Here is a 12011-nt window from a genome sequence, read left to right on the forward strand (position 1 = left end):
CACGGTCTTGTGCTGGAAGATGCGCCAGTTCGAACGCAGCCTGGCACGTGCCAGCAGCGGCTCGACCAGGGCATGGTAACGGGTGCGGTAAGGGCCGGTCTCGCCCTGGCTGAAACTGCTGACCAGGCCGTGCACGTGGCGTAGCGGCCGCTCGCCGCGCCAGAGGGTGAACAGCACCGGCTGGTCGAGCAATTGGCCGAAGTCGACATCGCCTTCGAAACTGATCAGCTCCAGTTTCAGCTGGAACGGTGAGCTGATCGCTTCGTCGAGTTCGAACGACACCACTTCGAATACGTCTGCGCCTGCAAGCGGCTGAAAGCTGTAACGCAGATCAGTTTGACTGGGCATTATTTCTCCGGGGAATGGTGTGTTTTATGGCATGTAGCTCCAATGCTCTGAGCGTTGGATGTTTATTTTGCGTGGCTGTTTTGTAGGATGTTTCTCGGCTTGTGTAAGTTTGAGTTTTGTTTGTGGGAAGTTTCCTACAAGTTCTGTTGCATTTTCTTGTGAGGTGGTTGTTAACTTGCTGTCGCTTTTGACGATGCGCTGCTAATGGTGCTGCGGTCGAGTCTGAAAGTGTAAGCTGATATTTAGTTGTGCAAATTTCCAGGGTGTTCTAGTCTCCCGTCGGTGTACATGGTGTGAGTGGCCTATTTGCGTGGTATCGAACTTTGTTTGTGTATAGGTTTCATGAGCGCTTCACGTCATGGAAAGTTGTGGCGTTAACAGGGTTGTTAAGATGGAAAGTTACCGAAGGCACTTCAATCTGCGTGGCCTGACACAAGCCCTACGAAATTGCACTTTCACGGCCCTCGCGGCTGGCGCAGCCATCATCCTGTTGCTGGTCGTAATCTGGTGGCTAGGGCCCGCGTGGAGTTGGCAGGGGTATCGCCCACTGGCTAGCGTCGAGTTTCGAAGCGTGGCCAGCCTGTGGCTCGTGGTGTTACCCCTGGTGTGCTGGCTGATAGTGGTGCGTTCGCGCTTGCAGCGGTTGAAGTTCGAACGCGAGCAGATTGCCGCTGCCGAAGCGGATCCCGGTCTGGGGCACGTCCAGGCGCAAGAGCTTGAAATGAACAGGCAGCTTGCGTCTTTCCTTGAGCATGCAAGGGGGCGACGGCAATCGTATCGGCTACCTTTTTATCTGGTACTCGGGGGCGAGGGGTCAGGCAAGAGCAGCCTGGTCGAGCACTCGGCGCAGCGCTTTTCCCTGACGCATATCGACAGGGCTCAAGCGCAAGGCTTGAGGCGCAAGTCCCCTGCGAGCGGCATAAATTGGTGGATCAGTGACGAGGCCGTCATCATTGACCCCCCCGGCAGGTTGCTCACTCAAGATGGTTGCCATCCTGGCCCGCAGAAGGCAGACGCTCAGGCGCACCCGATCATGCCGCCGGTTGGCACGCAGGCCAGGCTATGGACACACCTGCTTGCCTGGCTGGCCCGTAAGCGGGGCACCAGGGCTATCAGTGGCCTGCTGCTTGCAATCGATATCGCTGCCTTGGTACAGGCCACTCCCGAAGAACGTACGGCGCTTGCCCACGTGCTGCGAAGCCGAATTGCCGAGGTGCAAAAAGCGCTCGGCTTATGCACGCCGCTCTACATTGTCCTTACCAAGTTCGATCTGCTGGAGGGCTTTGAATTACTGTTCAGCCGTCTGTCCACAGCTGAGCGTGAGCAGCTGTTTGGCGATACCTTCAAGTTGAACACCCTACCCGGGCAGGATGACTGGCTGAACCAAGTGCTTGTGCTGTTGGATCGAATGGTCATGGCCGTGCAAGAGCATGTCGCCGATGCCTTGGGCACTTTGACAAGTGAAGAGCAGTGCAAAAGCCTACTGTCATTCCAGGCACAGTTGGCAGGGTTACGCACCCTATTGATGGTGTTCCTGCGCAAAGCACTTGGAGGCGATAGCGACTGTTCGAACCTGCTGGTGCGCGGTATGTACCTGACCTCAGCCATGCAGCAGGGGGCGGTCCGCAATGTCTTCATGCGGGAAGCTGCCCTGGCCTATGGCGTGGCCCACCCAGCGTTTGAGCATGCAAAAACGGCGCATTCGAACAAAGCCTTTTTTACCCAGCACATTTTCCAGCGAGCCGTTTACCCGGAAGCTGGACTGGTGGGTGACAGTGCAAAGCTCTCCCTTCGCAAGCGCCGGGCATTCTGGAGGGGATCAGCTGTTGGTTTGCTTGTCGTTGCGGTCGCTGGCGCAAACCTCTACCGCTACTTCGATAGCAACAGGGCCATGGCTGCAGACGTCCTGCTGAAGAGCCAAGTCTTCCGATTGTCTGAAGTGGACGAGCAAGTAGATCCGACAGCTCGCAATCTGCTGGTGCCGCTCAATCAGATTCGCGATGCCGTCGCGCTGTTCGGTGACTATCGTGCGGCGTTGCCAGCTGTAGCGGATGCAGGGCTTTACCAAGGGCGCACTATCGGTCCACTGGTAGATGAAACTTACCTTGGCTTGCTGTCTCGCCGATTCCTGCCAGCTCTGGCTAGCGGGCTGCTGAATTCGATGGAGGCGGCGCCGGAAGGCAGCGAGCAGCAGATGGCGGCGCTAAGGGTGTATCGAATGATTGAGAGCCGGCAGTATCGGCGTGCTTCCTGGGTGGAGGCCTGGATGGCTCGGGAATGGCAGCGCGAATTTCCTGGTGAAGGGCAGGTGCAGCGCGATCTGATGGAGCATCTGCAGTATGCCTTGGCTTACGCTGACGCTGAAGTGCGGCAGTTCAGCCCCAGAATTGCCAAGGTTCAGCAGGTGCTGCGTCAAACGCCTTTGCATCAGCGTCTGTATGCAAACCTCAAGCATGATTCGCAGTTGGACCTGCAAGGGGCGGTGGATTTTCGGCGGCAGGTCGGGCCTGGCTTTGATCTCATCTATCAAACTGCTCAGCCCGTGCTCCTGGAACCGCTGTTTACGGCAGAAGGCCTGGACGCCTATTTCAATAGCCGCAGCCGGGCACTGAGCGAGTTGGCCATGATCGACCAGTGGGTGCTGGGGGAGCGTCAGCAGCCGGATTACACCGAAGCCGAGCGCGCCACATTGGTCGAGCAAATGCAAAACCTTTACACCACCGAGTACATCGCAAATTGGCGCCACACGCTGTTGCAACTGAACGTGACCGACTTCCACGACTTGAACCACGGCGTTGCAGTGCTGGAGCATTTCATCGGGCCTGGGGAGCCATTGCGCCGGTTGTTGGAAACCGTACGGGACAATACTGTGATGCTGCGGCCTGATATTCCAGGTACAAGCGACAAGTTGCCAGGCGCCGCTGTAGCCGAGCTACAAACTAAGCAAAAGCAGTATCAAGCCGGAGCGATAGGGCAGGCTTTTGCCGATATGAACGAGATGCTTGCAGCGAGCAGGGAACGACCTGGTTCCTATCTGGAAACGCTTGATGCAATAAGGGCAGTACATTATTACGCAAAAGCCATACAGGCCAGCCCGGACCAAGGGCAGGCAGCGCTGAATGCTGTACTTGAACGCTTATCGTCTAAAGGGCGGGACCCGATCGCCCATTTGCAGCGCGTCGCAGCCAACCTTCCTGAGCCAGTGCGTAACCAAGTGGCGAAAATGGCCGAGCAAACAGCCCAGGTGCTGATGATTGAGGCGCTGAATGAACTGGAGAAGCGTTGGTATGCTGATGTGTACAGCTTCTTTGAGCACCGCCTTTCCGGGCGTTATCCCTTCGTTGTTCGAGCGCCCGACTCGGCGCTGGAGGACTTCGAAGGCTTTTTTGGCCCGCAAGGAAAGCTGCAGCAGTTCCAGGACAAATATCTGAATGTACTCATCAGGGATAATCCGAACGCACTTTACGCCGAGGGTCGAGGTGGTCATCTGCTACATCCGGGCGTGAATGAACAACTGGAAATTGCTGCGCGCATCCGGTCGTCATTTTTTGACAACAGCGGCAACCTCAATGTGCAGTTCAGCATCGAACCGCTAGGCCTCAGTACCAACCAGCGTACCAGCTTGATGGAATTGAACGGGCAGCAGATAAGCTATACCCATGGTCCCAGGCAGCTGGTTGTGATCCAGTGGCCCAGCCCGCAGCATCCAAGTAGCACGCTCACGCTGCTGAGGCTCAATAGCAATAGCAGCAGCCTGCAATACTATGGCCCTTGGTCCATGTTCCGCTTACTTAGCCGTGGCGGGCTCAACGGACGTACCGCAACCGGGGTGGATCTGAGCTTCAGAGCCGGGGATGGCATGATGCGCTACCGGCTGACTTCGGAAAAGGCCTTCAACCCGATAACCCAGCAGCCATTCAAAGGGTTCAGGTTGCCGCGTAGCCTGCTAAATGACTCTGCTTCGAAGGCGCTGCGGGTAAGTATGCAAGCCAGCAACAACACACAGGCTTGAACCCAGCTGCAAACGGGCAACTTTCTGCCCGTACAGCTGATTGCTACCCTCAGTCCAAGTCCGCCGCCGCATGCCGCTCCGGCACTTGGCTGGCCTCATCCCCCCAGGTCCGGTTCACCCGGGTACCGCGCACCACCGCAGGGCGCAGGGCAATTTCCTCGGCCCAGCGCTGCACGTGCGGGTACTCGTCCACCGCCAGGAACTCCGCCGCGCCATACAGGTTGCCGCGCACCAACTGGCCATACCACGGCCATACGGCGATATCGGCAATGCTGTATTCCTCGCCACCGAGGTAGCGGCTGACCGCCAGGCGGCGCTCCAGCACGTCGAGTTGGCGCTTGGCTTCCATGGTGAAGCGGTTGATGGCGTACTCGAATTTTTCTGGCGCATACACATAAAAGTGGCCAAAACCGCCGCCCAGGTACGGCGCTGCACCCATCTGCCAGAACAGCCAGTTCAGGCTCTCGGTGCGCGCCGCTGGCGCTTTCGGCAGCAAGGCGCCGAACTTGTCTGCCAGATACAGCAGGATCGAGCCCGATTCAAACACCCGAACTGGCGGCTCGACACTCCGGTCGAGCAGGGCGGGGATCTTCGAGTTGGGGTTGACCTCGACAAAACCGCTGGAGAATTGCTCGCCTTCGCCGATGCGGATCAGCCACGCATCGTATTCAGCACCGGCATGGCCCAGGGCGAGCAGCTCTTCAAGGGCAATGGTGACCTTGACGCCATTGGGCGTGGCCAGCGAATACAGCTGCAGCGGATGTTTGCCCAGTGGCAGGTCCTTGTCGTGAGTCGGGCCGGCAACAGGGCGGTTGATATTGGCGAACTGGCCGCCGGACGCTGCGTCGTTGCGCCAGACCTTGGGTGGCACATAGGCGGGCTTGCTCATGCATGAATCTCCTTCAATGGCGCAAAACGGTCACGTAAAGACGTGGACCTGCATCTATGCCATGGGTTCGGCAAAAAGCGCAAATGCATAGCGCGCGAGCGCAACACGCATGACGGCGGTTTCATCCAGGTTTCATCCGGTACAGGCCAGGCCGGTTCTATGCTGGGCTACTACTTCGCCCTGCAAGGAACCGCCGGCCGATGACTCTCCCACGCTGCATGCTGGCGCTGGCCCTGCTCGGCGGCTTGTTTGCCCATGCCGAGGCTGCGCCTTGGGTTGCCGGCTTGCATCATATGACCCTCACCGACCCGGTTGATGCCCGGCCCATGCAGGCGCTGGCGTTTTACCCGGCCATTGGCAAAGCCCGCAGCAGCCGTATAGACGGCTACCCGATCGATGTGGCTGAAGAGGCACCCATAGCCATGGGGCGGTTTCCGCTACTGGCGCTGTCCCACGGTAATACCGGTAGCCCGTTGGCCCTGCATTACCTGGCCACGTGGCTGGCGCGCCAAGGGTTCGTGGTGGTGGCGGTGGTGCACCCAGGCGACAACGCCCATGATCACAGCCGCCTGGGTACCCTGAGCAACCTCTATGGCCGGCCGTTGCAAGTCAGTGCCGCCATCACGGCGGCCCGCGATGATGCACTGGTCGGGCCTTACCTGAATGAAGGCAAGGTGGGCGTGATCGGCTACTCGGCCGGTGGCGAAACCGCGTTGATCCTGTCTGGCGCACGCCCCGACCTGGACCGGCTGCGCCAATACTGCCTGGAACGCCCGAACGATGCCGACGCCTGCAAGACCCACGGCATACTGATTGCCGACCGTAGCGAGCTGGCGCCGGAGGCTGACCAGCGGGTGGGGGCGGTGATGTTGATGGCGCCGCTGAGCCTGCTGTTCGGGCGCCATGCCCTGGCCGGGGTGCAAGTGCCGGCGCTGATCTACAGCGGCGATAGCGACCAGCTGGTGGCGGTGGACCGTAACGCCGAGGCCCTGGCCCGCAAGCTGCCGGTCACGCCGGATTACCGTCTGTTGGCAGGCGCCGGGCATTTTGTGTTCATGGCCCATTGCGACGACGAGCAGTTCGCGCGCATGCCGGCACTGTGCAAGGATGCCGACGGCGTCGATCGCCGGCATATCCATCACTCGCTGCAACGTGATACGGCAGCGTTCTTCAGCCAGGCCCTGGGTGCGCCGGAGCCGGCCGAGCATTCAGCCGCGGCGGGCGCGCCGCGCCAGCAGCAGCGTTAGGCCAACCCCAGCCAGGGCGAGCAGGGCCGCCACGCAGAAAATCGAGGCATAACCCAGGTGCACGGCTACTGCACCCATCACCGGCCCGGCAATGGCCAGGGCCAAGTCGAAGAACACCGCATAAGCACCCAGCCCCGCGCCACGGCTGCTGCTGGGTACCTGCTTGATCGCCTCGACGCCCAGCGCCGGGTACACCAGCGACAGCCCGAAACCGGTAAGCCCGGCGCCAACCAGCGCCCAGGGCGGCGATGGTGCAAGCCATAGCAGGCTCAGGCCCAGTACTTCGGTGGCCATGCAGGCGACAGCGACGTTGTAGCCACCAAAGCGGTTGACCGCATTGACGAACAACAGCCGCGAAATGATGAAGCACACGCCAAAGGCACTCAGGCACCAGGCCGCACCGGCCCAGCCGCGCTCAAGGTAATACAGGGTAACGAAGGTGGTCAGGGTACCGTAGCCGATCGATGCCAGGGTCAGGCCCAGGCCGCACGGTGCCACGCGGCCGAATGCCGACCAGAAGGGCAGGCGCTCGCCACGTACCACCACCACGTCGGGGCGCTTGCGCAGTACCAGCAGGGCCAGGGTTGCCAGCACCAGCAAAGCCGCCCCCAGCACGCTGAAATCCAGCCCGTCCACGGCTAGCACGCCCAGTGGCGCACCAATGGCGATGGCACCATAGGAGGCGATACCGTTCCACGAGATCACCCTGGCGGTGTGCTCAGGGCCGACTTGGCCAATGCCCCAGCTCAGGGTGGCCACACCGATCAGCCCCTGGGCGATGCCCAACAGTACGCGCCCGCCGAGCAGCAGGGCCAGGCTTAGCAGCGGTACGCTCAGGGTCCATGCCGACAACAGCGTCAACACCCCGCAACCGGCAATTCCCAGCAGGCCAAAGCGGATCGCCTGTTTACCGCCCAAGGTGTCCGCCACCTTTCCGGCAAATGGGCGGCTGAGCAGGGTGGCCAGGTATTGCAGGCCAATGGTCACCCCGGCGATCACCGCGCCAAAGCCCAATTGGTCGTGCACATGGCTGGGCAGCACCGCAATCGGTAAACCGATGCAGAGGAAGGCAATGAAGGTGTAGAAAACGATCGACAGGATCTGCAGGGTGATGTGCTGTGTATTGCTGGCGGGGGTGGGTTGTTGCGCGGTCATGGGCTCTTTCGCGGGTGGGCGGTTGGGCGTGACCCCATCATGGCCGTTGCGCGAAGGAAATGAAAGCAGGCTAACGAATTATTCGTCGGGTGGGATTGGCGGTGGGTTCTTCGCGGGCTTGCCCGCGAAGAGGCCGGCCCAGCCATGCAAGATGGCCAGGCCGCCCCATCAATCAGACCAGTACGCCCTGGCTACGCAGGTAGTCATCATAGGTACCGCTGAAGTCCACCACGCCATCCGCCGACAGCTCGATGATGCGCGTGGCCAGCGACGACACGAACTCGCGGTCGTGGCTGACGAACAGCAGGGTGCCTGGGTAGTTTTCCAGCGCCAGGTTCAGCGCCTCGATCGATTCCATGTCCAGGTGGTTGGTCGGCTCGTCCATCACCAGCACGTTCGGTTTCTGCAGGATCAGCTTGCCAAACAGCATGCGGCCTTGCTCACCACCGGAAATCACCTTTACCGACTTGAGGATCTCGTCGTTGGAGAACAGCATGCGCCCCAGGGTGCCGCGGATCACCTGCTCGCCGGAAGTCCACTGGCCCATCCAGTCGAACAGGGTCATGTCGTCTTCGAAATCGTGGGCGTGGTCCTGGGCGTAGTAGCCCACTTCGGCGCTGTCGGTCCACTTCACCGAGCCCGCATCCGGGGTCATCTCGCCGACCAGGGTGCGCAGCAGGGTAGTCTTGCCAATACCGTTGGGGCCGATGATCGCAACGCGCTCGCCCGCTTCGACGGTAATGTCGAAGTTCTTGAACAGCACCTTGTCGTCGAAGGCTTTTGCCATCTTCTCGACAACCACAGCCTGGCGGTGCAGTTTTTTCGTCTGCTCGAAGCGAATGAACGGGCTGACGCGGCTGGACGGCTTGACCTCGGCCAGCTGGATCTTGTCGATCTGCTTGGCGCGCGAAGTCGCCTGCTTGGCTTTGGAGGCGTTGGCCGAGAAGCGGCTGACGAAGGTCTGCAGCTCGGCGATCTGGGCTTTCTTCTTGGCGTTGTCCGACAGCAACTGCTCGCGCGACTGGGTGGCGGCAGTCATGTACTCGTCGTAGTTGCCCGGGAACAGGCGCAGCTCGCCGTAGTCCAGGTCAGCCATGTGGGTGCAGACACTGTTGAGGAAGTGCCGGTCGTGGGAAATGATGATCATGGTGCTGTTACGCGCCGTGAGGATCGTTTCCAGCCAGCGGATGGTGTTGATGTCCAGGTGGTTGGTCGGTTCGTCGAGCAGCAGCACGTCCGGGTCCGAGAACAGCGCCTGGGCCAGCAGCACGCGCAGTTTCCAGCCCGGCGCCACTTCGCTCATCGGGCCGAAATGCTGTTCCAGCGGAATACCCAGGCCCAGCAGCAGTTCACCGGCGCGGGACTCGGCGGTGTAGCCGTCCATCTCAGCGAATTCGGTTTCCAGCTCGGCGACGGCCATGCCGTCTTCCTCGGTCATTTCAGGCAGCGAGTAGATACGGTCGCGCTCGGCCTTGACCTTCCACAGCTGGCCGTGGCCCATGATCACCGTGTCGATCACGGTGAATTCCTCGTAGGCGAACTGGTCCTGGCGCAGCTTGCCCAGGCGGGTGTTCGGCTCAAGCATGACCTGGCCGCCGGATGGCTCCAGGTCGCCGCCGAGGATCTTCATGAAGGTCGACTTGCCGCAACCGTTGGCGCCGATCAGGCCGTAGCGGTTGCCGTTGTTGAACTTGACGGAAACGTTTTCGAACAGCGGCTTGGAGCCGAACTGCATGGTGATGTTAGCGGTGGAGATCAAAGGGCTTACCTATCAGTAACTTACGACGCTGGGCTTTCAGCTGATACCGATTTGATACCAATCTTGAGTTTTTCCAGCTCGCTCCAGTCGGAGCTTGAGTTGAGCCAACGGGCATACGTCGACAGCAGCATCTGAACGCTGTGACCCAGCTGTTGGGCGATAAATGCGGGGTTGAGGCCGGACATTAAGCATATTGTCGCATAGGTGTGACGGCAGTTGTATGGGGGGCGACGTCTGATCCCCAATTCATTCAGCACCGGCACCCACTGTTTATGCAGATCGGAGGTCTGTTTCACGTACTCGGCGTTCTTCGACGGCGGGAACAGGAACGGTGTTTCGGTCACTGCTCCCTTGCCATCCCTGCGGCGATCTGCGTACTGCCTGGCGAACTGGATCGCCCGCAACGCCCGATCGTTCAGCAGCACAAAACGGTCCCTGCCGGTTTTCGTCCTTTCTTCAACCTCGCCCAGGGCGACGGTCCGCTTGACGTGTACTGTCCTCCTCTCCATGTCGATCACATCCCAACGCACGGCCAAGGCCTCCGACAGGCGAAGGCCGGTAAAGAACATGAATTCAAATAGAGCGGCGTAGATGAGGCTCGGCCAGTGCTTGTGCTGATACAGCTTGTCGATGATAGCGTTGGCTTCTGCCAGGCTGAATGGGTCGATCTCCTTCTTTGATCGCTTCGGCAGGTCAATCAGCTCGGCGGGATTCTTTGCAAGCAGGCCTTCCCGGGTGGCTGCAGTAAGGATGGTGGACAGCCTGGTGATCGCATTGCGCTTCACGTTTGGGGAGGTCCATTCGGTTTCAGTGATGATGCGGCGCAGCAGATTGGTCGTGATCAGGTCGACACGGACCATGGCCAGTCGTGGTACCCAGTAAAGGTTCAGGGCGCTTTTGTAGTTATTGTGCGTGCCCTGGGTAATTTCCCGGCCGTCGAGCCAGAGCTGGGCATACTCGCCGAAGGTCGGCTTACCGCCGACCGCAGCCTGTGAACTGGGGAACAGCTCTGCGTACTTGTCCTGGTCAAGTAGGCCGAGCTTGTTGAGGCTGGCTACCTGATCGCGAAGGCTGGATGCAGCCTTGATCCCTTTTTGTGTCGGGGGATAGGGGAGCGTTTCGCATCGACGGATACCGTCCCATGTGAAACGAATGCGGAGGGAGTTGCGGAAGATTTCGACCCCACGGGGTAAACCCATTGGCTTTCCAGCCATTCGTCATACCTCTTTTTGCTGTAGATGATCCGGCCGCCGTGCTTCATCCAGACGCCTGCGGGGATCTTCCCATCCAAGCGCCGATGCTCCAGGGAGCGTTTAGTGCAGCCGATCAGTTCGGCCATTCGCTGTTCGGTGACTTTGTCGACGTCACCGGTGCTTTCGGTTTTCATGGGATGGTCTCCACGCCGCAGGTGGCGGCAATAGCTCTCCATGCCCGCGCATGTCGGCGGGCTTGAGTTGTAGGGGAAAGGTGTTCGGTTGTAGCTCTCAGACGGAGTAATGCTTGATGCTTTGGTGTCAACATGGCGTAGTGCTACTGGTTATTGCAGCGTGGCCTCGTTGGTTACGTGACGTAAGGGGAAAGAAATGCCGAACAGCGACAAGAGGTATCGTGCATACCAGCTTCTGCGGGAGCTCGATGCTGCGACGTCATCCATCATGAATCAGGTCGCTTACAGTCGGATCGGAGGTCCTCAGTGGGATGAAGCTTTGATCGCGCAACGCAAAGCATTCGAGGACTGGACGACCTATGCTTCGACGCTGGTCGTACTGACAGCCACGAAGGGCTCTGGTACCGATGGTGCTGGCGGGCTTGAGTTGTAGGGGGAAGCGAGCGAACACCCGCCAGGGGTTGCCGTACTGCGGAGGGGCCAGGAACACGTCCATTCCTTCCGCCTTGCCGACTGCCCAGCCCAACTGCTCGCCGGTCAGTCGGCCGTCTTCACTTCGATCTGGTCGGTCATGCCCGGCGCCTCTCTGGTTTGCCGTATAGGTCGTACTCAGGGCGCTCTGGTGGGTAGGCTTCAGCAGTCAAAGCCTGGTCGATGGCGGCGCGCAGGTCTTCGTTGTAGTTCTCACCCAGCACTCGCGCGCAAGGCTTACCCATGTAGTGGCCGACAATTTCAATGCCGATGGTGTAGTCGCCGTCCATGCCGTTGGAGTGGCTCTCGAATCGGACATCCCAGCAGCACGACTCGAGCGCGCTCAAGCGCTCACGGTCCCGGCGCAGCTCCTCAAGCTCGGCGCTGGAGACGATGGTGAAGTGGGTTTTCTTCTTGCTCACAGCTGATACCTCTCATCAATCCAGCGCCCAGGCGCCAGTGCGGGCGTAGGTTCCGGTTGTGTTTCGTGCGGGGAGAGCTGGCGCTGGTTGCCGGCCTGCAGCTGGCTGTCGGGGATGCAGCTGATGCCGACCCCGTTGAGCAGGTAGCAGGTGACGCCGCGCTGGCTGTCGTGCTGCACGTCGATGACGTTCTCGGTTGCGCTGGCGCCAGTGGCCAGCAGCAGGAGGCAGAGGGCGAGGCGGGTCATTCCGGCACCTCGCTGTTTTGCAGCAGGAAGATGGTCGTGATCGCGCAAGGCTTGCCGTTGTCGGCATTGAGCT

At 60.1% G+C, this 12011-nt stretch carries 10 protein-coding genes and 1 pseudogene; 3 read left to right on the forward strand and 8 right to left on the reverse strand.

Features of this window, described 5'->3' with window-relative positions:
* On the reverse strand, nucleotides 1-348 hold a 348-nt coding region (locus tag ABE456_RS26645), incomplete at its 3' end, for a contractile injection system protein, VgrG/Pvc8 family (RefSeq protein ID WP_346646586.1).
* 487 nt (nucleotides 349-835) lie between these two features.
* Between ABE456_RS26645 and tssM the strand changes: the two genes are divergently transcribed.
* Nucleotides 836-4360, forward strand: a complete 3525-nt coding sequence (tssM, locus tag ABE456_RS26650) for a type VI secretion system membrane subunit TssM (RefSeq protein WP_346646592.1) — start codon at nucleotides 836-838, stop codon at nucleotides 4358-4360.
* A gap of 49 nt (nucleotides 4361-4409) precedes the next feature.
* On the opposite strand, the gene yghU is transcribed toward tssM, so the two are convergent.
* Nucleotides 4410-5249 carry a glutathione-dependent disulfide-bond oxidoreductase gene (gene yghU, locus ABE456_RS26655; RefSeq protein WP_346646587.1) on the reverse strand — a complete coding sequence of 280 codons (840 nt, stop codon included), beginning with the start codon at nucleotides 5247-5249 and terminating at the stop codon, nucleotides 4410-4412.
* Between the two features lie 200 nt (nucleotides 5250-5449).
* On the opposite strand from yghU, the gene ABE456_RS26660 reads away from it, so the two are divergent.
* The gene (locus ABE456_RS26660; protein WP_346646588.1) at nucleotides 5450-6496 is read left to right on the forward strand and encodes a dienelactone hydrolase; all 1047 of its coding nucleotides are present in this window, start codon (nucleotides 5450-5452) and stop codon (nucleotides 6494-6496) included.
* Here the strand turns inward: ABE456_RS26660 and ABE456_RS26665 are convergent.
* The 3 genes from ABE456_RS26665 to ABE456_RS26675 form a co-directional block, all read right to left on the reverse strand.
* Nucleotides 6458-7651 (reverse strand): MFS transporter, encoded by a 1194-nt coding sequence (locus tag ABE456_RS26665; protein ID WP_346646589.1) that lies wholly within the window; start codon nucleotides 7649-7651, stop codon nucleotides 6458-6460. The genes ABE456_RS26660 and ABE456_RS26665 overlap by 39 nt on opposite strands.
* A gap of 172 nt (nucleotides 7652-7823) precedes the next feature.
* Nucleotides 7824-9410, reverse strand: coding sequence for an ABC-F family ATPase (locus ABE456_RS26670; RefSeq protein ID WP_016715632.1), 1587 nt, complete (start codon nucleotides 9408-9410; stop codon nucleotides 7824-7826).
* A gap of 20 nt (nucleotides 9411-9430) precedes the next feature.
* Nucleotides 9431-10624 (reverse strand): tyrosine-type recombinase/integrase, encoded by a 1194-nt coding sequence (locus tag ABE456_RS26675; RefSeq protein ID WP_346646590.1) that lies wholly within the window; start codon nucleotides 10622-10624, stop codon nucleotides 9431-9433.
* 369 nt (nucleotides 10625-10993) lie between these two features.
* On the opposite strand from ABE456_RS26675, the gene ABE456_RS26680 reads away from it, so the two are divergent.
* Nucleotides 10994-11230 (forward strand): hypothetical protein, encoded by a 237-nt coding sequence (locus ABE456_RS26680; RefSeq protein ID WP_346646593.1) that lies wholly within the window; start codon nucleotides 10994-10996, stop codon nucleotides 11228-11230.
* Nucleotides 11231-11233: 3 nt separating this feature from the next.
* Here the strand turns inward: ABE456_RS26680 and ABE456_RS26685 are convergent.
* From ABE456_RS26685 to ABE456_RS26695, 3 genes and pseudogenes are all read right to left on the reverse strand, one after another.
* A pseudogene (locus ABE456_RS26685) lies at nucleotides 11234-11370 on the reverse strand (phage protein NinX family protein); the annotation flags it as partial.
* Entirely contained in the window at nucleotides 11367-11690 is a 324-nt protein-coding gene (locus ABE456_RS26690) for a hypothetical protein (RefSeq protein ID WP_346646591.1), read from the reverse strand. The gene ABE456_RS26690 and the pseudogene ABE456_RS26685, both read right to left, overlap by 4 nt.
* On the reverse strand, nucleotides 11687-11938 hold the full coding sequence (locus ABE456_RS26695; RefSeq protein WP_014591205.1) for a hypothetical protein: 252 nt from the start codon (nucleotides 11936-11938) through the stop codon (nucleotides 11687-11689). Before ABE456_RS26695 ends, ABE456_RS26690 begins: the two co-directional genes overlap by 4 nt.
* Nucleotides 11939-12011: the final 73 nt, after the last annotated feature.

Origin of the sequence: Pseudomonas sp. TWI929 (assembly GCF_039673335.1) — a bacterium.
GTDB lineage: Bacteria > Pseudomonadota > Gammaproteobacteria > Pseudomonadales > Pseudomonadaceae > Aquipseudomonas.